The organism is Microbacterium sp. Leaf161, from assembly GCF_001423645.1.
GTDB lineage: Bacteria > Actinomycetota > Actinomycetes > Actinomycetales > Microbacteriaceae > Microbacterium > Microbacterium forte.
In genome coordinates this window covers 111,153-136,536 of the sequence record NZ_LMOW01000003.1, presented here as the reverse complement: position 1 = coordinate 136,536, position 25,384 = coordinate 111,153, and the positions used below count along the sequence as shown (strand labels likewise).

The window sequence follows — 25,384 nt, the reverse complement described above, 5'->3', positions numbered from 1 at the left end:
CGTCGCACATTCGCCGGAGACGACGAAAGGACGCCGACCCCGAGGGGTCGACGTCCTTCTCCATGCCGGATGCCTACATGCGCTTGCGCGAGGTGAGCACCTGGTCGACGATGCCGTAGTCCAGCGCCTCGGCGGCGGACAGGATCTTGTCGCGATCGATGTCGCGGTTGACCTGCTCGACGGACTTGCCGGTGTGGCGAGCCATCGTCTCTTCGAGCCAGGTACGCATGCGGAGGATCTCCGCCGCCTGGATCTCGATGTCGGATGCCTGGCCGTGTCCGGCCTCACCCATCGCCGGCTGGTGCATGAGCACGCGAGCGTTGGGCAGGGCGAGACGCTTGCCAGGGTGCCCACCTGCGAGCAGAACCGAGGCGGCCGAAGCGGCCTGCCCGAGCACCACCGTCTGGATCTGCGGCGCGACGTACTGCATCGTGTCGTAGATGGCTGTCATCGCGGTGAAGGAACCACCAGGCGAGTTGATGTACATCGTGATGTCACGCTCGGAGTCCTGGCTCTCGAGAACGAGAAGCTGGGCCATCACGTCGTCGGCTGACGCGTCGTCGACCTGCACGCCGAGGAAGATCACGCGATCTTCGAACAGCTTGTTGTAGGGGTCCTGGCGCTTGAAGCCGTAAGCCGTGCGCTCCTCGAACTGAGGGAGCACGTAGCGGCTGGAAGGCAGGTCGCCGGCAGAGCGGAAGGTGGGTGCGTACATGGGAGTCCTTTCGCTTTCCGTTACTTGATGTCCTGGTCGGTTCCGCCGCCACCGACGACGTCGGTGGCCGAGTCGCGGATGTGGTCGACGAATCCGTATTCGAGCGCTTCATCGGCGGTGAACCAGCGGTCGCGGTCACCGTCTTCGTTGATCTGCTCGACCGACTTGCCGGTCTGTGCCGCCGTGATCTCGGCGAGGCGGTTCTTCATCGAGGTGATGAGCTGCGCCTGCGTCTGGATGTCGCTCGACGTGCCGCCGAAGCCACCGTGCGGCTGGTGCAGCAGCACGCGGGCATTGGGCGTGATGTACCGCTTGCCCTTCGTTCCTGCAGTCAGCAGCAGCTGACCCATCGATGCGGCCATGCCGATCCCGACGGTGACGATGTCGTTCGGGACGAACTGCATCGTGTCGTAGATCGCCATGCCCGCGGTGATCGATCCGCCGGGCGAGTTGATGTAGAGGTAGATGTCCTTCTCGGAGTCCTCTGCGGCGAGAAGGAGGATCTTCGCGCAGATCTCGTTCGCATTGTCGTCGCGCACCTCCGATCCCAGCCAGATGATGCGGTCCTTCAACAGTCGGTCGAAGACGCTCGTAGCGAGGAGGGGTTCTGCAGCCATGTCAGCTCCTGATTCCGTGTTTCAGTGATTCGAATCTACCGGCGACAACGCAGCGCTCAGGCCGTGTTCGCCGTCGGCATATCAGGCGTCGAGTTCCGCGATCTCTTGTGCGTACGCGGTCATCGAGCGGTGGTAGCGCGGGAGGTGCGGCACGAGTGCGAGCAGCGCCACCGAAAGTCCCTGCGCCGGCTTTCCCGAACTCGCCAGGATCAGCGCATGCACTGTCGCCACGGCATCCCGGTAGGGCCCGTCGGCAGACCGCTCCTGCTCCGCGAGAATCACGGCGAGAGCGTCGTCGTAGGCGCCGAGGTTGCGCAGAGAGCTCGCGAGCTGGATGACGCACTGCGGGCGATGCTCGTCGTCGAGTCCGAGAGCGAGAGCATGCCTGTAGAGCTCCACGGCCTCGGCGGGACGCCCAGCGGAGTCCCTCGCGCCCGCACGTTCGAACTGCGCTCGCGCGTCGTCGAGCCCGCGTTCGGCGGCCAGCGCGTCGATACGCGCGATCGTGTCCTCGCCGACTTCTTCACCCGATGCGTCGTCCCACACCTCATCGATGCGTTCGTCCCAGGTCTTCATCATGTCCTCGCTCTCGGGGTGTCGTCTTCCACGAGAAAGGGGCGGATGCCGCAGCATCCGCCCCTCTCATCGAGATCGTGTTCGATCACTCAGCCTTGTCGGCCGCCTTCTTGGCCGGAGCCTTCTTGGCGGCGGGCTTCTTCGCAGCCGGCTTCTCAGCGGCCTCTGCGTCGTCGGCCTTCTTCGCGGGAGCCTTCTTCGCAGCGGGCTTCTTCGCAGCAGGCTTCTCAGCGGCGTCGGCGTCGTCTGCCTTCTTCGCAGCGGCCTTCTTCGCAGGAGCCTTCTTGGCCGGCTTCTCGTCAGCAGCGGCGTCGGCCTCTGCCTCTGCCTCGTCGTCGGTCACGACGAAGTCGGACAGGTCGACAGGCTTGCCGTTGGTGTCGACGACCTTGACCTTGCCGAGCGCGATGGCGAGGGCCTTGTTGCGGGCGACCTCACCGACGAGCGCGGGAAGCTGGTTGGACGACTGCAGAGCCTCGACGAACTCCTGCGGAGCCATGCCGTACTGCGATGCGGACTGGATGAGGTACTGCGAGAGCTCCTCCTGCGAGACCTGCACGTCGGCCTGCTCGGCGATCGTGTCGAGCAGCACCTGCGTGCGGAACTGCTTCTCGCTGGCCTCGGTCACCTCGGCGCGGTGCACGTCGTCTTCGAGGCGGTTCTCGCCCTCGAGGTGGTTGTGCACCTCGTCCTCGATGAGCTTCGGCGGCACCGGGATGTCGATCTGCTCGAGGAGCGTCTCGACGAGCTTGTCGCGCGCTGCGGAGCCCTGCGCGAACACGCCCTGCTGCGAGACCCGCTCGGCGAGGCTCGCACGGAGCTCGGCGATCGTGTCGAACTCGCTGGCGATCTGCGCGAAGTCGTCGTCGGCCTCGGGAAGCTCGCGCTCCTTGACAGCCTTCACGGTCACGGCGACCTCGGCCTCGGAGCCGGCGTGGTCGCCGCCGACGAGCGCGGAGCGGAAGGTGGTGTCCTCCCCCGCGGTGAGCGACTCGATCGCGTCGTCGATGCCCTCGAGCAGCTCGCCCGAGCCGACCTCGTACGACACGCCCTCTGCGCGGTCGATCTCGGCGCCGTCGATCGTGGCGACGAGGTCCAGCTCGACGAAGTCACCCTTCGCTGCCGGGCGGTCGACGGGAACCAGCGTGCCGAAACGGGCGCGCAGGTTCTCGAGCTCGGCGTCGAGCGCCGCGTCGTCAGCCTCGACGGCGTCGACGGTGACCGTGATGCCGTCGTACGACGGAAGCTCGATCTCGGGACGGACGTCCACCTCGATGTCGACGAGCAGGTCGCCCGAGAAGTCCTTCTCGTTCGGCCACTGCGTGATGTCGGCGGCCGGACGCCCGACGACGCGGAGCTTGTGCTCGACGGTCGCGTCGCGGAAGAACTTGTCGAGGCCCTCGTTGACCGCGTGCTCGATGACCGCACCGCGCCCGATGCGCTGATCGATGATCGGAGCGGGGACCTTGCCCTTGCGGAAGCCGGGGATCTGCACGTCCTGAGCGATGTGCTCATAGGCGTGCGCGATGCTGGGCTTGAGGTCGTCGGGGGTGACCGTGATGCTGAGTTTGACCCGGGTCGGGGTCAGCTTCTCGACGGTGCTGTTCGCCATTCTGGTGTGCTCTCCTTGTGATTTCCGCGCTGAATCGCGGCTGTCAGGCCGTTGAAGCCATGTCGGGGCGACAGGAGTTGAACCTGCGACCTCCCGCTCCCAAAGCGGGCGCTCTACCAAACTGAGCTACGCCCCGGGGAATCCGCTTGCAGATTCAGCCCCACCGAGTCTAACGGACACGAGCACCCGCATGAGTCCGCTATGATCGATGAGTCGGCACAGTCCTCCCGGACCTCGCCGACATCGGGGCTGTAGCTTAGTGGTAAAGCCTCTGTCTTCCAAACAGATGATGCGAGTTCGATTCTCGTCAGCCCCTCATTCCACGACGGCCCCCGCGATCAGCGGGGGCCGTCGTTCTTCCCCGGGATTTCTCCTCTCAGGCGGCGCACTCATTAGAGTCGTGGTACGCCGGTTCCCCACGGAGGTCTCCACAGAATGCCTGCTCCCGTCGATGTGGCCTCCTCCGCGATCGGAGGGCACGCGCTCCCTGCGCGCTTCGCAAGCGTGCCGGAAGCGGCACCGAGAAGGCGGAGGCGACGCCCCACGCTGATCCTGGGCGCAGTCGCGGCGACGGTCGCCGCAGTGACGGTGGGGCTTCTCCAGATCACCGCCAGCCTCGGCTATGACGAGGCTCGCACCGAGTTCGACGCCAGCCTGGCCACGACCGCGAGCACCGGAGAGGCGCTCCAGCAGGAGCTCGACGCGCTCGCGTCCACCCTCGGCGTCGCCGACCTGCTCGTGCAGACCGACTCCGGCGTGCTCGTCTCTCCAGCGGCCCGCGAAACACTGTCGACGGCCGCGACCGATGCCCGCGAGGTCGTGACTCCCGCGGAGGATCTTCTCGACCACGACCTGCCCGCCGCAGATGAGAAACCCGGCACCTTCTGGCAGCTCTTCGCAGCGTCCGGCGAACTGGCCGTGCAGACACGCGATCTCGACGATCTGGCAGCCGACCTCGACAGCATGATGCCCCCGCTGACCGCCGCCGGCACGTCCGTGACCGACGCCGGCGCGGCCCTCCTCCATTCTGCGGCCGATTCCGCACCGGCATTCGAGTCCGCGCATCTCTCGGCGAAGAACGATGCAGTGATCGCACTGCGCGACGCGGCATCGCGAGCATCCGGCACGGCACGCCTCGACGCGTCAGCCGTCGAGACACTCGTGTCACTGCAGGATGCAGCGGCGCAGGTCGTTGCGACCGAGCAGGCTGAGCTCGCCGAGAAGGCGGGGCCCCTGCAGACCGCACGGACGGAGATCGAGGCTTTCGCTCGCTCACTCGCCCCCGGGGTGCTGCTCGAGTTCGACTGGAATCAGATCGTCAACAACGCGGGCTACAACGGCAGCATGGGAGGCCTCACGACCTGGTGGTGGGACGACCCCGATCGCGCGGCCATCGAACTGTCGAACTCGGTCGCGGAGCAGTGGCCTGCCGACCGCAGCAAGGCCCTCGTCGCACACGAGGTCGGCCACGCGATCAGCGTGAAGTGCGAGGACATGTATGACTCGTCGACCCAGGACAGCATCGAGAAGTGGGCCACCGCCTGGGCGATCAGCATGGGCTTCAGCGACGATGCCAACGGCGTCTGGGCGTACGGGTACCCGCCCCAGTCCTATATCGACGCCGCGTATGGATGCCGGTGACTACGCCCCCTTGATACGAGAGAAGCCGCCGCGATCGGATCGCGGCGGCTTCTGCCATGAGTTCAGCTGGAGGTCACTGACCTCGACGCTCACGGAGCTGGGTGAGCGCGTCTTCGAGAAGCTGGACGGCTTCTGCGTCGGTGCGACGCTCCTTCACATACGCGAGGTGGGTCTTGTAGGGCTCCGGCTTCGCGAGTGCGGGCGGGTTCGCCTTGTCCCGTCCGGCCGGCAGACCTGACTGGGGGTGGTCGATCGTCTCGGGGATCTCCTCTTCAGGAAGTCCCGCGGCGAAGTAGCGGACCGTCTCGTTGCCGAGACCATCCCAGTACGAGACCGCGATGCGGTCGGCGTGGTAGCCGTGGTCCTGCTCGCCCATGGGGCCGGAACCGACACGGGTTCCTCGGATCGCATTGCCGCCGGTAGCCATCAGATCACCTCGAACTTCGTGATGAGACCGAGCGCGACGATCGCCACGAACCACGCCAGAGCGAGGACCACGGTGAAGCGGTTGAGATTGCGCTCAGCGAGACCCGACGAGCCGACAGCCGACGTCATTCCGCCACCGAACATGTCGGAGAGGCCGCCACCGCGACCCTTGTGGAGGAGGATGAGGAGAGTCAGCAGGACGCTGGTTATGCCCAGCACCACCTGCAGGACGAACTCGAGAATTTCCACGAGGAAGAGCCTTTCGCTGGGGCAGGATTGCCCCGGTAACGGTCAAGTATACGGTGCGGCGGGGCCGGAGCCCCGCCGCACTCACACGCCTACGTGCTTCTCGAAGCGGATGATCGCGGCGAACTCGTCGACCACGAGGCTCGCGCCTCCGACCAGTGCGCCGTCGACATCGGGCTCACGCATGAAGCTGGCGATGTTGGCCGCCTTGACCGATCCGCCGTACAGGATCCGGGTGCGCGCGGCAGCGTCGTCACCGAGGACCTTGGCGATCACCGCGCGCAGCGCGGCGCAGACATCCTGTGCCTGCTGCGGCGTGGCCGCCTGTCCGGAGCCGATGGCCCAGACGGGCTCGTACGCCACCACGATGTCGGCATCCTTCGAGAGCCCCTGAAGAGCGACCTCGAGCTGACCGGCCGGAACCGCGCTCGCGCCGAACTTCTCGAGGTCTTCGGCGGTCTCGCCGACGCAGATGACCGGCGAGAGGCCGTGCTTGATCGCTGCCTTCGTCTTGGCCGCCACGACGTCGTCCGACTCCGCGTGGTATTCGCGGCGCTCGGAGTGACCGATGATGACGTACTTCGCGTCGAGCTTCGCCAGGAACGCTCCCGACACCTCACCGGTGTACGCACCGGAGTCGTGTGCCGAGAGGTCCTGCGCGCCCAGCGCGAACGGGATCTTGTCTGCGTCGATCAGCGTCTGCACGCTGCGGATGTCGGTGAAGGGCGGGAACACCGCGACCTCGACCGATCCGTCCTCGTGCTTGGCATCCTTGAGAGTCCAGTGCAGCTTCTGCACGAACGCGACCGCCTGCAGGTGGTCGAGGTTCATCTTCCAGTTTCCCGCGATCAGCGGGGTACGGGCGTTCAGGCCCATCCGAGCACCTCCAGGCCGGGTAGTTTCTTGCCCTCGAGGAACTCGAGGCTGGCGCCGCCGCCGGTCGAGATGTGACCGAACTGGTCGTCGGAGAAGCCGAGCTGACGCACGGCCGCGGCCGAGTCGCCGCCGCCGACGACGCTGAGGCCGTCGACCTCGGTGAGCGCCTGCGCGACGGTCTTGGTGCCGCCGGCGAACGCCGGGAACTCGAACACGCCCATCGGGCCGTTCCAGAACACCGTCTTCGATTCGCGGATGACCTCCGCGAATCGCGCCGCCGTCTCAGGACCGATGTCTAGGCCGATCCCGGCAGCGCCGAAAGCCGTGTCCTCGATCGCGTCCGCAGCCGTCACCTCGTGGTCGGCATCCGCCGAGAACGAGGAGGCGACGACCACGTCGGTGGGCAGCACGAGTTCCACGCCACGCTTCTCGGCCTCGGCGATGTAGCCGCGCACCGTATCGAGCTGATCCTCTTCGAGGAGACTGGAGGCCACTGCGTGGCCCTGCGCCTTCAGGAAGGTGAACAGCATGCCGCCGCCGACGAGGATGCGATCCACGCGAGGCAGCAGGTGCGAGATGACGCCGAGCTTGTCGCTCACCTTCGACCCGCCGAGCACGACCGCGTACGGGCGCTCGGGGTTCTCGGTGAGACGGTCGAGCACGTCGAGCTCTGTCGCGATCAGCAGACCGGCAGCGGAGGGCAGCAGCTCGGCGAGGTCGTAGACGCTCGCCTGCTTGCGATGCACGACACCGAATCCATCGGAGACGAGCACGTCGCCGAGCTCTGCGAGCTGAGCCGCGAAGGCGCCGCGCTCGGCGTCGTCCTTCGAGGTCTCCCCCGGGTTGAACCGCAGGTTCTCGATGACGACGATGTCGCCGTCCTCGAGCGAGGCCACGGCCTCCTGCGCCGACTCGCCGACGGTGTCGCGTGCGAACGCGACCGGCTTGCCGAGCAGCTCGGACAGTCGCTGGGCGACCGGTGCGAGGCTGTACTGCGGGTCGGGCGCACCGTCGGGGCGTCCGAGGTGCGAGCACACGATGACGCGGGCGCCCGCGTTGATCAGTGCGTTGAGGGTAGGCAACGAGGCGCGGACACGGCCATCGTCCGTGATGATCCCGTCCCGGAGGGGGACGTTGAGATCACAACGGACGATGACGCGCTTGCCCTCGAGCGAACCCAGTGAATCCAGGGTGCGCAGAGTCATGGGAGGTGTCTCAGAGACGCTCGGCCACGTACTCGGTCAGGTCGACGAGACGGTTGGAGTAGCCCCACTCGTTGTCGTACCAGCTGGAGACCTTGACCAGGTTGCCGCTGACGTTGGTCAGGGTCGCGTCGAAGATCGACGAGTGCGGGTTGTGCACGATGTCGCTCGAGACGATCTGGTCTTCGTTGTACTGCAGGAAGCCGGCGAGGCGACCGTCGGCAGCAGCCTTCTTGTAGGCCTCGTTGACCTCCTCGACCGTGAGGTTCTCGCGGTCGGTGATCAGCGTCAGGTCGACGATCGAGCCGGTGGGAACCGGAACGCGGTACGACGAGCCGCTCAGCTTGCCCTGGAGCTCGGGCAGAACCTCGCCGATCGCCTTGGCTGCACCGGTCGAGGCCGGGGTGATGTTGATCGCAGCTGCGCGTGCACGACGCAGGTCGCTGTGCGGGCCGTCCTGCAGGTTCTGATCTGCGGTGTAGGCGTGAGCGGTCATCATGAAGCCGCGGTCGATGCCGAACGCGTCGTTGAAGACCTGGGCCAGCGGCGCGAGGCAGTTGGTCGTGCAGGAGGCGTTGGAGATGATGTGATCCGTCTCCGGGTTGTACGTGTCCTCGTTCACGCCCATGACGAAGGTGCCGTCGACACCGGTGCCGGGAGCTGAGATGAGCACCTTCTTGGCGCCCGCATCGATGTGCTTCTTGGCCGCCTCGGCCTTGGTGAAGAAGCCGGTCGACTCGATGACGATGTCGACGCCCAGCTCGCCCCACGGAAGGTTGGCGGGATCGCGCTCCGCGAACGCCTTGATCGCCTTTCCGTTGACCGTGATGCTCTCGTCGTCGAAGCTGATGTCAGCGTCGAGGACGCCGCCCACAGAGTCGTACTTCAGAAGGTGGGCAAGGGTCTTGTTGTCGGTGAGGTCGTTGACCGCGACGATCTCGATGTCCGCTCCCTGCGCGAGAGCCGCGCGGAAGTAGTTGCGTCCGATGCGGCCGAAGCCGTTGATACCGATCTTGACAGACACTCAGGTCTCCCTGTTTCTCGTGCGCTGTGCGCAGCAAAAGTGCTTACGCGATGCGCGGGGGTTTTTGGCTGAGATGGCGTCCCGACGAGACTGGGCCCGTCGGGACGCGACCCGATTACGACAGTACCAGCAGGCCGTTCGTCTTCTCGCGGGCGACCTCGAAGCGCTGAGCGACGTTCTCCCAGTTGGCGATGTTCCACGCGGCCTTGACGTAGTCGGCCTTGACGTTGAGGTAGTCGAGGTAGAAGGCGTGCTCCCACATGTCGAGCTGGAACAGCGGCACGGTGCCCTGCGCCGTGTTCGACTGCTGGTCGAACAGCTGCTGGATGATCAGACGCTGGCCGATCGAGTCCCAGCTGAGCACCGACCAGCCGGAGCCCTGGATTCCGAGGGCGTTCGCGGTGAAGTGCGCCTGGAACTTCTCGAACGAGCCGAAGAACTCGTCGATGGCTGCCTTGAGCTCGCCCTCGGGCTGTCCGCCGCCGGTCGGCGAGAGGTTGGTCCAGAAGATCGAGTGGTTGACGTGACCGCCGAGGTTGAACGCGAGGTCCTTCTCGAGCTTGTTCACGTTCGCGAGGTTGCCGCTGTCACGGGCCTCGGCGAGCTGCTCGAGGGCGGTGTTCGCGCCGGCGACATAGGTCGCGTGGTGCTTGTCATGGTGCAGCTCCATGATCTTGCCGCTGATGTGCGGCTCGAGGGCTGCGAAGTCGTAGGGAAGGTCGGGGAGCGTGTAGGTCGCCATGTCGCTTTCATCCAATCCGCGCCGCGCCGCGGCGCTTGCCGATCCTCTGCGCCGCCGAGGTGCGGCGTAGAGCGGACTTAACTCATCCTAGTGACGACAACCTGTCGCCGACCCTGATCCTTCCCCCATATGACGAAGCGAGGCGACCCCTTGACAGGGATCGCCTCGCTGATGTCGATGGACAGGCTCAGACGTCGAGTCCGGCGGGCACGGCGGCCTCGGTGCCCGGGATGCCCTCCTGCTGCGCACGCTTGTCGGCCATGGCCAGAAGACGGCGGATGCGGCCGGCGACGGCATCCTTCGTCATCGGCGGGTCGGCGTGGTGCCCCAGCTCGTCGAGGCTCGCGTCTCGGTGCGCGAGGCGCAGCTCACCGGCGACTTTGAGGTGGTCGGGCACCTCGTCAGCGAGGATCTCGAGAGCGCGCTCCACACGGGCGCAGGCGGCGACAGCGGCCTGCGCTGAACGACGCAGGTTGGCGTCATCGAAGTTCACGAGACGGTTCACACCCGCGCGCACCTCGCGGCGCTGGCGCATCTCCTCCCAGGCGACGGCGGTCTTCTGCGCACCCATCTCGCTGAGGATCGTCCGGATGGCCTCGCCCTCGCGGACGACGACGCGGGGCATGCCGCGCACCTCGCGAGCCTTCGCAGCCACTCCGAGGCGATGCGCGGCGCCGACGAGCGCCATGGCTGCCTCAGACGACGGGCAGGCGACCTCGAGCATGGCAGAGCGGCCTGGTTCGCTCAGGGTTCCTGCGGCGAGGAACGCTCCACGCCACAGCCCGGCGACCTCTGCGCGGGATCCTGTGGTGAGACGGTTGGGGAGTCCGCGGACCGGGCGACGGCGCTGGTCGAGCAGACCGGTCTGGCGTGCGAGGGTCTCCCCCGACGCGATCACCCTGACAGCCCACCGCGCTCCGTCGTTCGCCGTGCTCGACTGCACCTGGGCGATCTCGGGCCGAACACCGTAGATCTCTGCGAGGTCGCGCGCGACACGCTGCGCGAGGATCTCGGCATCCACCTCCGCCTCGACGGCGACCCGCCCGGCGATGGAGTGCAGTCCGCCGGCGAACCGGAGGATAGAGGTGACCTCCGCGACACGCACCGTCGGGGGTGCATTACGGATGCTGACAAGCTCAGCCTTGACGTCGGTGGTTAGTGCCACGACACTCCTCTACGCTCACGCGCCGGATCGCGGCGCAAACCTCCAGCCTACTCTGACGGAGGCTCCTGCTATTCCCTGCCGAGGTCCCGATGACGCACGTTGACGGCCACCCCGGGCACGGACGCGAGCCGACGAGCAAGCTCCTCCACCATGGCGACCGAGCGGTGCTTGCCGCCCGTGCAGCCGATAGCGATCGTCGAGTGGCTCTTGTTCTCGCGCTGATACCCCTCGAGCACCGGGGTGAGCGCTGACGTGTAGGAATCGAGGAACTCTGCGGCGCCTTCACGGGAGAGCACGTAGTTCTTCACCGCTTCGTCTTGACCCGTCAGGCCGCGGAGCTCTTCGTTCCAGAAGGGATTGGGCAGGAAGCGCATGTCCGCGACGATGTCGACATCGGTCGGAAGACCGTACTTGAACCCGAAGCTCATGAGCGTCACACGGTGCCGCGCTGCACCCTCTTCGGAGAACAGGTCGGACACCTGCGTGGCGAGCTGATGGATGTTGAGCGCTGAGGTGTCGACCACGAGGTCGGCCGATTCGCGGATCGGCGCGAGGCGGAGGCGCTCGATGCGAATGCCGTCGAGCAGGGTGCCGTCGCCCTGGAGCGGATGCGGCCTGCGGACGGCCTCGAATCGACGCACGAGAACGTCGTCGGACGCATCCAGGAACAGCACGCGCACCGAACCGCGCGATCGCAACGCCCGCGCCACGCCGGGGAAATCGTCGAAGAGGTTGCGTCCTCGGACGTCCACCACGGCGGCGACCTTGGGCAAGGCGTTGCCGCCCATGTCGGTGAGGTCCAGCAATGGACGGAGAATCTGCGGCGGCAGGTTGTCCACGACATACCAGCCGAGGTCCTCGAGTGCGTTCGCGACCGTCGTGCGTCCAGCGCCCGACATGCCCGTGACGATGAGGAACTCGCCTTTGTCCCCGTCAGTCATGGTTACTCCTTCTCCCCCGCTCCCCCAGCCTAGCGAGAAGAGAGATGCGTATGGATGTTCTCAGCGAGCACGGGCCCGATCCCCTGCACCTCCTGGATCGCCTCGGGCGGTGCGGACCGCAGTGCGGTGACGGATCCGAAGTGCTTGAGAAGGACCTTTATCCGCGCCGCACCGAGCCCAGGCACCTCGGCGAGGATCGACGTGATGTCGTTTCTGCGCCGCTTGCGCTGGTGCGTGATCGCGAATCGATGTGCTTCGTCCCTCAGCCGCTGGAGCAGGTAGAGCGACTCACTGGTGCGAGGCAGGATCACCGGGAAGTCATCCCCGGGGAGCCAGATCTCCTCGAGCCTCTTGGCGATGCCGCACACGGCGATCTCGGTGTGACCGGCGTCTCGGAGTGCCCGCGCGGCCGCCTCGACCTGCGGCTGCCCGCCGTCGACCAGCAGCAGTTGCGGCGGATAGGCGAAGCGGGGCCTGCGCTTGACCTCGACGACGACCTCGTCGAGGTCGTCTTCCGACTCTCCAGGGACCCCCACGGCTGCGGCGGGCTCTTCGGCTTCCTCGGGACGATCGAGGTAGGCGAGACGACGTCGCAGCACCTGGTACATCGAGTCGGTGTCGTCCGTGGTCTCGGCGATGTTGAACGAACGATACTGATCTTTTCGCGGCAGCCCGTCTTCGAAGACCACCATCGACGCCACCACGTTCGTGCCGCCGAGGTGCGAGATGTCGAAGCACTCGATGCGCAACGGCGCCTCCGACATCCCCAGCGCCTCCTGAAGATCTGTGAGAGCCTGCGTACGCGCGATGTAGTCGCTCGTGCGACGGGTCTTGTAGCGGATCAACGCCTGCTGCGCGTTGAGTGTCGCGGTGCGCATGAGGTCGGCGCGCTGACCGCGCTGGGCGACGGCGATCTCGACCTTCTTGCCTCGCCGCTCGCGCAGCCACACCTCGAGCTCCGCCGCGTCGTCCGGCAGCGTCGGCACGATGATGCGCCGGGGCACGTCCTGGGCATCCCCGTACGCGCGCTGCAGCACCTGGTCGACCAGGTCGGCCGTCGAGATGTCGATCTCCTTCTCGATCGTCATCGCGCGGACGCCTCGGACGCGTCCGCCGCGGATCACGAAGTGCTGCACCGCTGCGGCGAGCTCGTCCTCCGCGATTCCGAACAGGTCGGCGTCCTCGTCGGTCGCAAGAACCAGCGCGCTCTTGCCCAGCACCGCCTCGATCGCCGTGAGCTTGTCGCGGAATCTGGCGGCGGCCTCGTAGTCCATCGCAGCGGAGGCGGCCAGCATCCTCTTCGTCAGCTCTCGGGTGAAGCGCTCGTCGCCTCCGGCCATGAATGCGACGAAGTCGTCGACCATCGCACGGTGCTCCTCGATGGTGACCGTCATCGAGCACGGCCCGCCGCACTTGCCGATCTGCCCCGGAAAGCACGGACGCCCCGTCTGCATCGCGCGCTTGTAGCTGGAGTCGCTGCAGGTGCGGATCGGGAACGCCTTGACCATCAGGTCGATCGTCTCGTGAACCGCCCAGACCTTCGGATAGGGACCGAAGTAGCGCGCACCGGGGATCTTGCGGTTGCGGGTGACGATCACTCGCGGCGCCTCATCGCCCAGGGTCACGGCCATGAACGGGTAGGACTTGTCGTCCTTGTAACGGACGTTGAAGGGCGGATCGAATTCCTTGATCCACATGTACTCGAGCTGCAATGAGTCGACGTCGGTCGAGACGACCGTCCATTCGACGGAAGACGCCGTGGTGACCATGCGTCTGGTGCGCTCGTGGAGCGTGCGCAACGGCGCGAAATAGTTCGACAGACGTTGACGCAGGTTCTTCGCCTTGCCGACATAGAGCACACGTCCATCGGCGTCGCGGAATCGGTACACGCCGGGGTTGGTGGGGATCTCACCAGCCCGCGGCTTGTACGGCAGGACATCGGCCATCAGCTGGCCTTCCGCGCAGAGCGCCCCTCACCCAGGATCTCGGCGAGGAACTGGCCCGTGTGACTGTCCTCGACTCGCGCGATCTGCTCGGGGGTGCCCGTCGCCAGTATCTCACCACCACCGGAACCGCCCTCCGGTCCGAGGTCGATCACCCAGTCGGCGGACTTGATCACATCGAGGTTGTGCTCGATGACGATCACCGTGTTGCCCTTGTCGACGAGCCCGTTCAGCACCTCGAGGAGCTTGCGCACGTCTTCGAAGTGCAACCCCGTGGTCGGCTCGTCGAGCACATAGATGCTGCGGCCGTTGCTGCGACGCTGGAGCTCCGTGGCGAGCTTGACGCGCTGCGCCTCGCCTCCCGACAGTGTCGTCGCCGACTGACCGAGACGCACGTAGCCGAGGCCCACGTCGACGAGGGTCTTCATGTAACGGTGGATCGCCTGGATGGGCTCGAAGAACTCCGCCGCCTCGGCGATCGGCATCTCGAGGACCTCGGCGATGTTCTTGCCCTTGTAATGCACCGACAGCGTGTCGCGGTTGTAGCGCTTGCCGTGGCAGACCTCGCAGTCGACGTAGACGTCCGGCAGGAAGTTCATCTCGATCTTGATCGTGCCGTCGCCCGAGCACGCCTCGCAGCGGCCGCCCTTGACGTTGAAGCTGAAGCGCCCCGGCTGGTAGCCGCGGACCTTCGCCTCCGGCGTCTCGCTGAAGAGCGAGCGGATGCGATCGAAGACGCCGGTGTAGGTGGCCGGGTTCGAGCGCGGCGTGCGGCCGATCGGCGCCTGGTCGACGTGCACGACCTTGTCGAGGTTGTCGAGTCCCGAGACTCGGGTGTGCTTTCCGGGAACCGTGCGGGCGCCGTTGAGCCGCGAGGCGAGCACCTGGTAGAGGATGTCGTTGACGAGCGACGACTTGCCCGATCCCGACACTCCGGTGACCGCCGTCAGAACACCCAGCGGGAAGTTCACGCTGACGTTCTTCAGGTTGTTCTCGCGGGCACCGACGACGCTGAGCATCCGCTTCTTGTCGAGCTTGCGGCGCTTCGCAGGGGTCGGAATCTCGCGACGACCGGAGAGATACTGTCCCGTCATCGAGTCCGGCTCGTTCAGGAGTGCCTCGTACGAACCGGAATGCACCACCTCACCGCCGTTCACTCCCGCGCCCGGCCCGATGTCGACGACCCAGTCAGCCGACTCGATGGTCTCTTCGTCGTGCTCGACGACGATGAGCGTGTTGCCGAGGTCACGGAGCTTCAGAAGGGTGTCGATCAGTCGACGGTTGTCGCGCTGGTGCAGACCGATCGACGGCTCGTCGAGCACGTAGAGCACACCGGTGAGGCCCGACCCGATCTGCGTCGCGAGGCGGATGCGCTGTGCTTCGCCGCCCGAGAGCGATCCGGCCGAGCGGCTGAGGTTGAGATACGAGAGCCCGACCTGCAGCAGGAAGTCGAGTCGCAAGCGGATCTCACGCAGCACCTGCGCCGCGATCTTCGCCTCGCGGTCGGTGAGAGTGAGGGTCTCCATGAACGAGCGCGCATCGGCGAGGCTCAGGTGCGACACCTCGGCGATCGAGTGACCGTGCACCTGCACCGCGAGCACCTCGGGCTTGAGACGGTTGCCGTCGCACACGGGGCACGGCACCTCACGGAGGTACTCGCCCCAGCGAGAGCGCTGCGTGTCGGACTCGGCCTGCGCGTACTGCCGCTCGATGTAGGGGACGACGCCCTCGAAGCCGGACGCGTAACGCATCTCGCGCCCGTACCGGTTCTTGAACTTGACCGTGACCTTGTAGTTGTCTCCGCGGAGGATCGCGTCCTGCACGTCGACCCTGAGGTCCTGCCACGGGGTGTCGAGCGAGAAGTTGAGGTCGTCGGCCAGGCCCTCGAGCAGGCGCTCGTAGTACTGGAAGAGGCCCTTGCCCTGGGTGGTCCAGGGGACGATCGCGCCCTCGCGGATGGAGAGCTCCTCGTCACCGAGCATCAGGTCGATGTCCACCGACATGCGGGTGCCGAGCCCCGAGCAGGCGGGGCATGCGCCGAACGGCGCGTTGAAGGAGAAGGTGCGCGGCTCGATCTCGGTGAGGGACAGCGCGTGCCCGTTCGGGCACGCGAGCTTCTCGGAGAACGACTGCCAGGCGTCGTCGCCCTCTTCGTCGACGAAGTTCACCTGCACGACGCCGCCGGCGAGTCCGAGTGCGGTCTCGACCGAGTCGGTGACACGACCGAGGATGTCGTCGGCCGCGACCAGACGATCGACGACCACGGCGATGTCGTGCTTGTAGCTCTTTTTCAGCGTGGGCGGCTCGGCGAGCTGGATCAGGTCTCCGTCGACGATCGCGCGGGAGTATCCCTTGGCGCCCAGCTCGCGGAACAGATCGACGAACTCGCCCTTCTTCTGAGAGACGATGGGCGCGACGATCTGGTAGCGCGTCCGCTCGGGCAGCTCCATCAGCTGGTCGGCGATCTGCTGCACGGTCTGTCGCTGGATGCGCTCACCGCACTCGGGGCAGTGCGGAATGCCGATGCGCGCCCAGAGCAGACGCATGTAGTCGTAGATCTCGGTGATCGTGCCGACCGTCGACCGCGGATTGCGGTTGGTCGACTTCTGATCGATCGACACCGCGGGGCTGAGCCCCTCGATGAAGTCGACGTCTGGCCGGTCGACCTGGCCGAGGAACTGGCGCGCGTATGCGCTCAGCGACTCGACGTAGCGACGCTGCCCTTCGGCGAAGATCGTGTCGAACGCGAGACTGGACTTTCCCGAACCGGACAGGCCGGTGAACACGACGAGGGAGTCGCGTGGGATGTCGATGTCGACGTTCTTCAGATTGTGTACGCGGGCACCGCGAACGCTGAGTTTTCCTGGGGTTGCAACCGGGACGATAGGCACTGATCAAGTCTACGAGGGGCCACAGACATTGGCTCCGTGAGGGCTCACAGGGAAGGCATCGCCTCACGGTGCTCGGCGGTTCGCCCTCACGACCAGGGTCACCGCGAGCGCCACGACGGCTCCGGCTCCCGCGACGGCGGCCCACGGCACCGTCTGCGCCGATCCCTGCGCGGCGGCTCCGCCGGCGACCATCACCACGACGGTCACCGGCTGGGCGATCGACTGGACGACGAGCAGCCGCAGCGCGCTGGGCCGGAGCGCGGCGATCACCACGCGGGAACCCGCGGGGATCACGAGCGAGAGCGACATCAGCACGTGGATGAGCTGCACGACGAGCACCGCGATCATCGCGCGCCCGAGATCGGGCTCCGAGATCAGCATCCCGATCACGAGGCAGCCGACCGATCCCCACGCCGCGAACGTCTGCGGGAGGGCGGCGGCGACGATCGCCAGCACGACAGCCGCCACCTGCCACCCGATCAGCGGGCACAGGGCGACGGCCCCGGCGGCGACGACGGCGACGAGCGCGCCCCGCACGACGAGCCAGGAGACGGCCGGCCCGGTCTGCAGCGAGTCGTTGGCCCTCATCGGCGCGCCCTCGCGATCGCGCGCAGCGCCGACGACGGATCATCGGCCCAGGTGACCACATCGACTCCGGCGCCGTGCAGATCGGCGAACACGTTCTCCCGCTCGGCGAGCACGGTGCGAAGGCCGATGAGCTGTGCCCGGGTGAGACGCGTGCGATCGAGCGGCGGAAGCACGTCGACGGCGACGACTCGATGACCGCTCGCCCTCCACATCAGCGCCGTCTGTGCCGCCGCGCCCTCGAAGAACATCGACAGCACGAAGACGACCGAGCCGTGCGGCACGGGAGGCGTGCGGCGGAAGGACGCATCCTCTCGTGCCTGACCCGTCGCGGCGATGGCCGCCACCACGCGCGCGAGGTGCCTCGATCCGCTGCCGCTGCGCAGCGACCGGCCCCCGTGCACGAGCACGTGCAGCGCGACCCGGTCGCCCGCGCCGATGGCCGAGTCGGCGATCGCGCGGGCGGCTTCCCGCGCGAGGTCGAGCGACGTCACGCCACTGCGTTCGAGATCGCCGCTCCCCCATGACGAGGCGACCTCTCCGAGGTCTTCCGACGTGTCCATCGCGATCACGACGGAGGAGTCGCTCAGGGTGTTCGTCCGTCGAACCAGCAGATCCCCCGGCCTGCGTGCCATCCGCGCCGTGGCCCGCCAGTCCACGCGGCGGAGCTCGTCACCCGGAGCGAAGGCGTGGATGTCCCTGAAGTCACCACCCTGGCCCTGACGGCGACCCTCGTGAGCACCGTGCGACCCGATCAGTCGTCGCGGCAACGGCAGCGCATCGATCGGTCGGCGGGGCGGTGCCACCTGGCGTCCGGCCGCGACGGGCCCCGCTGTCTTCGAGAGCGCCGCGCCCTCGAGAGAGAACCCTCTCGCCGCGGCTTGCACAGGAATCGCCGGCCCGGAATGCAGGACGATGCTGCGGGCGGTGACGGATGATCCGCCCCCAGGCACGATCACTCGCCTGGTGCGGCGCTCCGACTGCACGATCACCATCTCGACCGCTTCCGCATCGCTCTCGACGGCGATCGCGGTGAGCAGTTCTCCATCCTGTCCCGGCAGCGCATCGATCGTGACCTTCGCCTCGCCCCCGGCGGTGCCTCGTGCGATCGCGAACCCGCTCCAGAGCGCGAGAGGCAGGCCCATGGCCGCGACGTCCGGTCGGGCCGACAGAAGGCCGACGACGGCGAGGATCACCGCGCCGCCGATCGCCACCGACAGCGCCGGCCCACGACGCCCCGCGTCGGGATCATCCGTCATCCGAATGCCCCGACAGTCGGCGGCACCGCCACCTGACCGACGACCGATCGAACCACATCGGATGCCGACGCACCCTGAGCCCATGCCTGCGGAGTGAGGGTGAGTCGATGGGCGAGCACAGGCACGGCGATGCGCTTGATGTCGTCCGGGCGCACGTAGTCGCGACCGTCCAGCGCCGCCAGCGCTCGTCCGAGCAGCAGCAGACCGAGCGAGCCTCGCGGCGAGGCCCCGACCTCGACATTCGGCGCATTCCGCGTGGCGCGGGTGATCTCGACGCAGTAGCGGGCGATGTCCTGATCGACGTGGATGGCTTCGACCGCGTTCTGCAGGGCGATGAGCTGGTCGGCATCGATCACCGGGGCGACGTGGGTCGCCTCCTCTCGCCTGCTCACCCGGTTCTCCAGGATCCGAGCCTCGTTCTCCGCGTCCGGATAGCCCACGGACAGCCGCACCATGAATCTGTCGAGCTGCGCCTCGGGAAGCGCGTAGGTGCCCTCGTACTCGATCGGATTCGACGTCGCGATCACATGGAACGGCGCCGGCAGCGGGAAGCTGTTGCCCTCGACCGTCACCTGTCGCTCCGCCATCGCCTCGAGCATCGCCGACTGCGTCTTCGGGGTGGTTCTGTTGACCTCGTCGGCGAGCAGCAGACCGGTGAAGATCGGCCCGGGACGGAAGACGAAGTCGCCCGAGTCCGGAGCGTACACGTACGATCCGGTCACGTCGCCCGGGAGCATGTCGGGGGTGCACTGCAACCGACGGAACGACAGCCCCAGCGCCGACGCGAGGCTGCGAGCGGCGAGGGTCTTTCCCAGCCCTGGCACGTCCTCGAACAGCACATGACCACCCGCGAGGATCGTCGCGAGCGCGATCTCGACGGGGTCGTCCATGCCCACCACGACCGTCCTCACTGCGGCGAGGATCCTGGCTCCGGTGTCGGCGATCTCTGCGGGGCTCGTCATGTCATCTCCTTGATCGGCGGAACAGCGAGGGCCGCGCCTGGCCGGTGGCCGGGGCGCGCGACGCGAGCGACGGCTCGCCGGGTGAGGAAGGGTTCAGTCGATCGACGGCATCCAGGGCCCGTTCGATGTCGACGATCGTCGGGGCGGGACCCGTCAGCTGTTCCCAGAGCCCGGGTCCGATCACCGCGGTGAGTCGTGCCCTGTCCTCCGGGTTGTCCGGGTCGATTCCCTGGCGCAGCAGCCGATGGCGGAGGATCGCGCTGACGCGTCGGGTGATCTGCTGTCCGGCGATACCGGTGTGAGTGTTCAGGGCCCACGCCATCCGAGAGATCTCGGTCGGCCGACGATGGCGTTCCGTGTCGATACGCGGGGCGTCGAAGCCGGGCTCGAGCGGCATCACGAGTTGTCCGAGCAGACCGACCGCGCAGATCAGCAGACTCCAGCCGATCACGAACGGCCAGGTGAAGCCGAAGCCGAGGAGGGCGAGAGCAGCGACGACCGCCGCACCGATCGCGAGAAGTGTTCTCCGCGCGCTCATCGCCACACCCCCTCGATGCGCCGCAGTGCCTGTCGCGCCGAGGCCCGATCATCTTCGTCGGCCACCCGCGTTCCGAAGCGGACGCTCTCATAGAGGCGCAGCAATGCCGCAGCGTCGTCGGCGGCGCCCGGCCGCAGAGTGATGATCCGCACCACGAACTCCCCCGGAGTCTCGCTCGCCGCACGCTTCACCCCCGCGTCCGCCGCGCTCTCTTCGAGACCGATCCACGCGGCGACGATGGCATCCGAGGCCGTGGCACGCTCATCGATCGTCGCCAGCGCGCCGGCGATCCCGCGTTGCAGCACCCCGGCCGCGACGTCCGCTGTCTGGGTCGATGCGAGCTGATCGACCTCGGATGCGACGACGGCTGCGTCACGACGCCGGAGCGGGCGATCTCGCCATGCTCGAAGCAGGGCTCTGGCGGCGATCACGAGGAGCGCGACGATCCCGGCCGCGACCAGGAGCATCAGGATCACCGTGAGAGTCTGCGCGAGCGCGGCGTTCGTGGGTTCGACCTCCACCGGCTCGGGGAGCCCGGTTCCACCCGGCGACACGGTGGGCAGCGGCTCTGCCGTCCCCTTGGGAATCGGCTCGGTGGGGCGGAACGTCGGCTGACCCTGGATCGCCGACGCGATCATCGCCGCGCCGAACAGAACGACGACGACGACGGGAAGGACCATCCGATCGACACTCCGGCGCGCAGGACGCGTCTGGTGTTCGATCGGCATGCCCACACCCTATGACGCGGTCACTCCTGGGCTGAACGGCGCCCCGCGAATGCCGACAAACCATCGCGCAGTGTCGCGATCTGCTGCAGGTCCATTCCCACAGCGGTCATCACCTGGCGCGGAACATCGAGGGCTCGGCCACGCAGAGCCCGACCGGCGTCCGTGAGCGTGATGTCGAGACGCCGCTCGTCCTCGACGCTTCGCTGCCTCGCCACCAGACCGTCTGCCTCCAGCCGCTTCACCAGCGGCGACGCCGTCGCAGGCTCGAGCGCGAGGTCGGCCGCGAGATCGTTCAGTGGGCGCGGAGCACGTTCCCAGAGCGCCAGCATCACAAGATACTGCGGATGCGTGAGCCCGAGGGGCTCCAGAATCGGCCTGTAGATCGCCACGACGTTGCGTGCTGCGGTCACCAGAGCGAAGCAGAGCTGGTTGTCGAGCTTGAGCAGGTCATCCGATGCGGTCACGGATTCGAATATACATTGACCCTAATAGTTAGTACACTAAGCAACATGGCCAGTTCTGATGATCGCCCTTCGCTCCGCACTCGGATCCGCGAAGCCGGAGGCCTGTATGCCTGGTTCAACTCGAATCTGATCCGCTTCGCCGGCCCGGCCTCGGTCGGCCCCTACGAGAAGACGCCCCCGCCGAGCCCGTCCGAACGTGCCGAACGCGCCTGTCCGCTGTGCGGCTCCCCGATGAGCGAGCATGAGATCGACCGGTCGGGCCCCAAGACGCTCGTCCATTGCCCCTGAGGCTCGCTCTCAGCCGTCTCGCTTCGCGTCGTCACGCGCGATGTCGAGCCAGGCCGCGAGGTCGTCGTCCTCGATGAGCGCGCTCGGCGATACGTCGAGCCAACCGGTCCCCATGGTCCGCGGACCCATGACCGCGGACGCGACCCCTGGCCGGGTGATCAGCGACGCGCCGTGCTCTTCGTCGACGCGCACGAGCAGCACCCCGCCGGTGCGCGCACCGACGAGGATGTGACCGTCGAGGAGGAACGCGCGCGTGCCGAACATCCGCTTCTCCTCGACGTTCCCGTCGAGGGTGAGAAGCGCTCTCACGCGATCGGCGAGCTCTTCTCCTGATGCGTCCATCCTGGTCGCTCCCGTGTCGTCAGGCGTGGCCGGCCTTCTCCATGGCACGCAGCTCCTTCTTCATGTCCTGCACCTCGTCACGCAGTCGTCCGGCGAGCTCGAACTTGAGCTCCGCGGCCGCCGCGAGCATCTGGTCGGAGAGGTCCTGGATCACGGCTTCGAGCTGCTGAGCGCCTTCGGCGGCGATCCCGGTGCGCCGGAGGTTGGGCGTCGGCGACTTCCCCTTGCCGGTCGCGCGCCCGCGGCCGGACATCATCGCAGCGGTGTCGGCGCCTTCGCGGGCGAGCACCTCGGTGATGTCGGCGATCCGCTTGCGCAGCGGCTGCGGGTCGATCCCGTGCTCCAGGTTGTAGGCGACCTGCTTCTCGCGACGTCGATCCGTCTCTTCGATCGCCTTGGCCATCGAGTCGGTGATCCTGTCGGCGTACATGTGCACTTCACCCGAGACGTTGCGCGCCGCGCGGCCGATCGTCTGGATCAGCGACGTGCCCGATCGCAGGAAGCCCTCTTTGTCGGCGTCGAGGATCGCGACCAGCGACACCTCGGGCAGATCGAGTCCTTCACGCAGCAGGTTGATTCCCACCAGGACGTCGTAGACGCCCGCCCGCAGCTCGCTGAGCAGTTCGACCCGTCGCAGCGTGTCGACGTCGGAGTGGAGGTAGCGCACGCGCACGCCGTGCTCGCCGAGGAAGTCCGTCAGCTCTTCGGACATCTTCTTGGTGAGCGTCGTCACGAGCACACGCTCGTCACGCCCGACACGCTGCCTGATCTCCTCGAGAAGGTCGTCGATCTGGCCCTTCGACGGCTTCACGATGATGTGCGGGTCCACCAGACCCGTCGGGCGGATGATCTGCTCCACCACGCCGTCGGCGATGCCCATCTCGTACTTGCCGGGAGTGGCCGACAGATACACGGTCTGCCCGATCCTGTTCTTGAACTCGTCCCACCGCAGCGGCCTGTTGTCCATCGCGCTCGGCAGCCGGAAGCCATGGTCGACGAGCGTGCGCTTGCGGGATGCGTCTCCCTCGTACATCGCGCCGATCTGCGGCACCGTGACGTGCGACTCGTCGATCACGAGCATGAAGTCGTCGGGGAAGAAGTCGAGCAGCGTGTGCGGCGGCTCGCCGGGCTGACGCCCGTCCATGTGCCGGGAGTAGTTCTCGATTCCCGAGCAGAAGCCGAGCTGCTGCAGCATCTCCAGGTCGAAGGTCGTGCGCATCCGCAGCCGCTGGGCCTCGAGCAGCTTCCCCTGACGCTCGAACTCCTTGAGCCGCTCCTCGAGCTCGTGCTCGATCGTGCCGATCGAGCGCTGGATCACGTCGGTTCCCGCCACGTAGTGCGAGGCGGGGAAGATCGGCACGGAGTCGAGCTTCTCGATGACCTCTCCGGTGAGCGGATGCAACGAATAGAGCGCTTCGATCTCGTCACCGAACAGCTCGATGCGGATCGCATGCTCCTCGTACACCGGGATGATCTCGATGGTGTCGCCTCGCACCCGGAAGTTGCCCCGAGAGAAGTCGACGTCGTTGCGGTTGTACTGCATCGAGATGAACTGCCTGATGAGCGCGTCGCGGTCGTACCGCTCTCCCACCTGGAGGGCGACCATGGCGCGGAGGTACTCTTCTGGCGCGCCGAGGCCGTAGATGCAGGAGACGGTGGAGACGACGATCACGTCGCGGCGGCTGAGCAGCGAGTTCGTGGTCGAGTGACGCAGACGCTCGACCTCGGAGTTGATCGAGGAGTCCTTCTCGATGAAGGTGTCGGTCTGAGGCACGTACGCCTCTGGCTGGTAGTAGTCGTAGTAGGAGACGAAGTACTCGACGGCGTTGTTCGGCATCAGCTCGCGGAACTCGTTGGCCAGCTGCGCGGCGAGCGTCTTGTTGTGCGCGAGGACGAGCGTCGGACGCTGCACCTGCTCGACCAGCCAGGCGGTCGTCGCCGACTTTCCGGTACCGGTGGCGCCGAGCAGCACGATGTCGGTCTCGCCGGCGTTGATACGCGATGCGAGTTCGGCGATCGCCTTCGGCTGGTCGCCGGCAGGCGCATATTCGCTGATGACCTCGAAGGGACGAACACTGCGCGTGGGTTGCATACCTCCAGCGTATGCCGGGCCACCGACATCCGGGCCACGAGCGGCCTCCGCCTAGAGTGGGGGCGTGATCGAGTTTCTCATCGGCACCAGTCTCGCCGCGTCTGCGGGCCTCAACGCCTGGATACCGCTGTTCCTGCTGGGCCTCGCCGATCGGCTGCTTCCCTCCGTGGTGCTGCCGGCCTCGTGGTCGTGGCTGTCGAGCGATCTCGCGCTCTGGATCCTCGGCGGGCTGCTGCTGCTGGAGGTCGTGGCCGACAAGATCCCTGCGCTCGACTCCCTGAACGACGTGATCCAGAGCATTCTGCGCCCGGCATCCGGTGGCATCTCCTTCGGCGCCGGCTCGGGCGCTCAGACGATCGCGGTCGACGACCCTGCCGCGTTCTTCACCGACAACGCCTGGGTGCCGGTGGTCTCCGGCATCGCGATCGCCCTGGTCGTGCACATCGCGAAGGCCACGGCGCGTGTCGCCGCCAACACCGTGACCGGCGGCCTTGCGGCTCCTGTCCTGAGCGCGGCTGAGGACGGGGCATCGTTCATGCTCGCGATCACGGCGATCGTCATCCCCGTCGTGGCCGCCCTGCTGCTGGTGGGCCTCGTCATCGTCGTCATCGTGGGCGCGCGCCGCCTGGCGCGCAGGCGTCGAGAGGGCGGTGCCGGTCAGTCAGCCGGCCGCGTCCACACGTAGGGCGTGGTGGTCGAGACCTTGACGAGTCCCGCACGCTCGAGGATCGGCCGCGAGAACTCGGTGCAATCCGATTGCAGGTACCGCTTGCCGAGGGCGAGGGCGGATCGCGCGCGCTCGGCCGTCAGCGCTCTGAAGACCCCTCGACCCCGCCATTCGGGCAGCGTCGCCCCGCCCCACAGACCGGCGAAGCGGGTGTCGGCCACGGGCTCCAGGCGTCCTGCGCTGATCACCGCTCCATCAGCCACAGCCGTCCAGAGCTCCACGGTGTCATCTTCCCGGATGCGCTGCAGCGTCGCCTCGACGCGCACGCGCCACTGCGGGTCGCCGAAGACCCGCCCCTGCATCTCCTCCATCGCGAACACCTCGGCCTCGGTGCGCGCCCGCCGGAGCTCCACCTCAGAGGGAAGGTCGACGGGCTGGGCGAGCGCCGCCGCCTCGCCGATCATCACGGACTCCTCGTCCTCAGGCACGAACCCACGGCTCTCCAGAGCCTGGCCGAGCCCAGGCGCACGATCATGCCCTCGCGTCTTCCACTCGATCGAATCGATGCCGCTGAGGGTCGTGAAGTGCGCGAGCGCGACGTCGATCAGCTCTTCGATTCCGCCGGAGTCGTGGCCATCGAGGTCCGAGTACGACACGAACCCGCGACCGCCGGGGAAGACGGCGAGTCGCAGCGGTCCGTGCATCGCCACGCTGAGCGCGTGCGTCACCTCGGCGTCCGTGCGCAGCTCGCGATCGTAGGCGGCGAGATAGGTCTCGCGCATGAGGCGATCCTCCCGGTCGACAGTGGCAGCGAGCGACGGCGATGAGGTGCCGCTTCGTGA

General features: G+C 67.1%; 26 protein-coding genes and 2 tRNA genes. 4 read left to right on the top strand and 24 right to left on the bottom strand.

The genetic code is table 11. From position 1 onward, the window contains the following. Positions 1-73: 73 nt before the first annotated feature. The 5 genes from ASF87_RS15875 to ASF87_RS15855 all read right to left on the bottom strand — a co-directional run bounded on the left by ASF87_RS15875 (position 74) and on the right by ASF87_RS15855 (position 3,656). Positions 74-715: an ATP-dependent Clp protease proteolytic subunit gene (locus ASF87_RS15875; RefSeq protein ID WP_042540774.1), complete on the bottom strand. Its 642-nt coding sequence runs from the start codon at positions 713-715 to the stop codon at positions 74-76. Positions 716-735: 20 nt separating this feature from the next. Next, positions 736-1,332, bottom strand: a complete 597-nt coding sequence (locus ASF87_RS15870) for an ATP-dependent Clp protease proteolytic subunit (RefSeq protein WP_042540775.1) — start codon at positions 1,330-1,332, stop codon at positions 736-738. 81 nt (positions 1,333-1,413) lie between these two features. Next, complete coding sequence (locus ASF87_RS15865; protein ID WP_235558977.1) at positions 1,414-1,911, bottom strand: tetratricopeptide repeat protein; 498 nt, start codon at positions 1,909-1,911, stop codon at positions 1,414-1,416. 82 nt (positions 1,912-1,993) lie between these two features. After that, the gene (gene tig, locus ASF87_RS15860) at positions 1,994-3,520 is read right to left on the bottom strand and encodes a trigger factor (RefSeq protein ID WP_042540776.1); all 1,527 of its coding nucleotides are present in this window, start codon (positions 3,518-3,520) and stop codon (positions 1,994-1,996) included. A gap of 62 nt (positions 3,521-3,582) precedes the next feature. Then, positions 3,583-3,656: transfer RNA gene (locus ASF87_RS15855), tRNA-Pro, on the bottom strand. A gap of 109 nt (positions 3,657-3,765) precedes the next feature. Between ASF87_RS15855 and ASF87_RS15850 the strand changes: the two genes are divergently transcribed. Both ASF87_RS15850 and ASF87_RS15845 read left to right on the top strand, forming a co-directional pair. Then, a tRNA-Gly gene (locus tag ASF87_RS15850) sits at positions 3,766-3,836 on the top strand. Positions 3,837-3,955: 119 nt separating this feature from the next. Further along, the gene (locus tag ASF87_RS15845; RefSeq protein WP_056377253.1) at positions 3,956-5,161 is read left to right on the top strand and encodes a hypothetical protein; all 1,206 of its coding nucleotides are present in this window, start codon (positions 3,956-3,958) and stop codon (positions 5,159-5,161) included. A gap of 73 nt (positions 5,162-5,234) precedes the next feature. On the opposite strand, the gene ASF87_RS15840 is transcribed toward ASF87_RS15845, so the two are convergent. The 16 genes from ASF87_RS15840 to ASF87_RS15765 form a co-directional block, all read right to left on the bottom strand. Beyond that, positions 5,235-5,588, bottom strand: coding sequence for an RNA polymerase-binding protein RbpA (locus ASF87_RS15840; protein ID WP_042540778.1), 354 nt, complete (start codon positions 5,586-5,588; stop codon positions 5,235-5,237). Beyond that, positions 5,588-5,836, bottom strand: a complete 249-nt coding sequence (secG, locus tag ASF87_RS15835; RefSeq protein ID WP_042540779.1) for a preprotein translocase subunit SecG — start codon at positions 5,834-5,836, stop codon at positions 5,588-5,590. Before secG ends, ASF87_RS15840 begins: the two co-directional genes overlap by 1 nt. A gap of 81 nt (positions 5,837-5,917) precedes the next feature. Then, positions 5,918-6,709 (bottom strand): triose-phosphate isomerase, encoded by a 792-nt coding sequence (gene tpiA, locus ASF87_RS15830; protein ID WP_056377250.1) that lies wholly within the window; start codon positions 6,707-6,709, stop codon positions 5,918-5,920. Next, positions 6,700-7,914: a phosphoglycerate kinase gene (locus ASF87_RS15825; protein WP_056377248.1), complete on the bottom strand. Its 1,215-nt coding sequence runs from the start codon at positions 7,912-7,914 to the stop codon at positions 6,700-6,702. The genes tpiA and ASF87_RS15825 overlap by 10 nt, the downstream gene beginning before the upstream one ends. 10 nt (positions 7,915-7,924) lie before the next feature. Next, positions 7,925-8,935 (bottom strand): type I glyceraldehyde-3-phosphate dehydrogenase, encoded by a 1,011-nt coding sequence (gap, locus tag ASF87_RS15820; protein WP_042540782.1) that lies wholly within the window; start codon positions 8,933-8,935, stop codon positions 7,925-7,927. Between the two features lie 115 nt (positions 8,936-9,050). After that, a complete protein-coding gene (locus ASF87_RS15815; protein ID WP_042540783.1) occupies positions 9,051-9,677 on the bottom strand; it encodes a superoxide dismutase in 627 nt (208 codons plus the stop codon). A 187-nt stretch (positions 9,678-9,864) separates the two neighbouring features. Further along, on the bottom strand, positions 9,865-10,842 hold the full coding sequence (gene whiA, locus ASF87_RS15810) for a DNA-binding protein WhiA (RefSeq protein ID WP_042540784.1): 978 nt from the start codon (positions 10,840-10,842) through the stop codon (positions 9,865-9,867). Between the two features lie 68 nt (positions 10,843-10,910). Continuing rightward, positions 10,911-11,783 carry an RNase adapter RapZ gene (gene rapZ, locus ASF87_RS15805; protein WP_056377245.1) on the bottom strand — a complete coding sequence of 291 codons (873 nt, stop codon included), beginning with the start codon at positions 11,781-11,783 and terminating at the stop codon, positions 10,911-10,913. A gap of 29 nt (positions 11,784-11,812) precedes the next feature. Beyond that, complete coding sequence (gene uvrC, locus ASF87_RS15800; protein WP_056377243.1) at positions 11,813-13,729, bottom strand: excinuclease ABC subunit UvrC; 1,917 nt, start codon at positions 13,727-13,729, stop codon at positions 11,813-11,815. Next, positions 13,729-16,617, bottom strand: coding sequence for an excinuclease ABC subunit UvrA (gene uvrA, locus ASF87_RS15795; protein WP_056377241.1), 2,889 nt, complete (start codon positions 16,615-16,617; stop codon positions 13,729-13,731). Before uvrA ends, uvrC begins: the two co-directional genes overlap by 1 nt. 63 nt (positions 16,618-16,680) lie before the next feature. Next, entirely contained in the window at positions 16,681-17,205 is a 525-nt protein-coding gene (locus ASF87_RS15790; RefSeq protein ID WP_056377238.1) for a hypothetical protein, read from the bottom strand. Next, positions 17,202-18,461, bottom strand: a complete 1,260-nt coding sequence (locus ASF87_RS15785; protein WP_056377237.1) for a DUF58 domain-containing protein — start codon at positions 18,459-18,461, stop codon at positions 17,202-17,204. The genes ASF87_RS15790 and ASF87_RS15785 overlap by 4 nt, the downstream gene beginning before the upstream one ends. After that, complete coding sequence (locus tag ASF87_RS15780; RefSeq protein ID WP_056377234.1) at positions 18,458-19,423, bottom strand: AAA family ATPase; 966 nt, start codon at positions 19,421-19,423, stop codon at positions 18,458-18,460. The genes ASF87_RS15785 and ASF87_RS15780 overlap by 4 nt, the downstream gene beginning before the upstream one ends. Position 19,424: 1 nt before the next feature. Next, the gene (locus ASF87_RS15775; protein ID WP_157550129.1) at positions 19,425-19,961 is read right to left on the bottom strand and encodes a hypothetical protein; all 537 of its coding nucleotides are present in this window, start codon (positions 19,959-19,961) and stop codon (positions 19,425-19,427) included. Beyond that, positions 19,958-20,689 carry a DUF4129 domain-containing protein gene (locus tag ASF87_RS15770; protein WP_056377229.1) on the bottom strand — a complete coding sequence of 244 codons (732 nt, stop codon included), beginning with the start codon at positions 20,687-20,689 and terminating at the stop codon, positions 19,958-19,960. The genes ASF87_RS15775 and ASF87_RS15770 overlap by 4 nt, the downstream gene beginning before the upstream one ends. Positions 20,690-20,709: 20 nt before the next feature. Then, positions 20,710-21,153: a MarR family winged helix-turn-helix transcriptional regulator gene (locus ASF87_RS15765; RefSeq protein ID WP_042541605.1), complete on the bottom strand. Its 444-nt coding sequence runs from the start codon at positions 21,151-21,153 to the stop codon at positions 20,710-20,712. Positions 21,154-21,198: 45 nt separating this feature from the next. Between ASF87_RS15765 and ASF87_RS15760 the strand changes: the two genes are divergently transcribed. Further along, entirely contained in the window at positions 21,199-21,441 is a 243-nt protein-coding gene (locus tag ASF87_RS15760) for a hypothetical protein (RefSeq protein WP_042541606.1), read from the top strand. 9 nt (positions 21,442-21,450) lie between these two features. Here ASF87_RS15760 and ASF87_RS15755 read toward each other — a convergent pair whose 3' ends face one another. Both ASF87_RS15755 and uvrB read right to left on the bottom strand, forming a co-directional pair. Then, positions 21,451-21,783, bottom strand: a complete 333-nt coding sequence (locus ASF87_RS15755; RefSeq protein ID WP_082508954.1) for a TfoX/Sxy family protein — start codon at positions 21,781-21,783, stop codon at positions 21,451-21,453. A 19-nt stretch (positions 21,784-21,802) separates the two neighbouring features. Then, entirely contained in the window at positions 21,803-23,875 is a 2,073-nt protein-coding gene (gene uvrB, locus ASF87_RS15750; protein WP_042541608.1) for an excinuclease ABC subunit UvrB, read from the bottom strand. A gap of 64 nt (positions 23,876-23,939) precedes the next feature. Here uvrB and ASF87_RS15745 point away from each other — a divergent pair, with 64 nt between their 5' ends. Beyond that, positions 23,940-24,560 (top strand): DUF4126 domain-containing protein, encoded by a 621-nt coding sequence (locus tag ASF87_RS15745; RefSeq protein ID WP_056377227.1) that lies wholly within the window; start codon positions 23,940-23,942, stop codon positions 24,558-24,560. Here the strand turns inward: ASF87_RS15745 and ASF87_RS15740 are convergent. After that, positions 24,533-25,324, bottom strand: a complete 792-nt coding sequence (locus tag ASF87_RS15740) for a GNAT family N-acetyltransferase (protein WP_056377225.1) — start codon at positions 25,322-25,324, stop codon at positions 24,533-24,535. The genes ASF87_RS15745 and ASF87_RS15740 overlap by 28 nt on opposite strands. Positions 25,325-25,384: the final 60 nt, after the last annotated feature.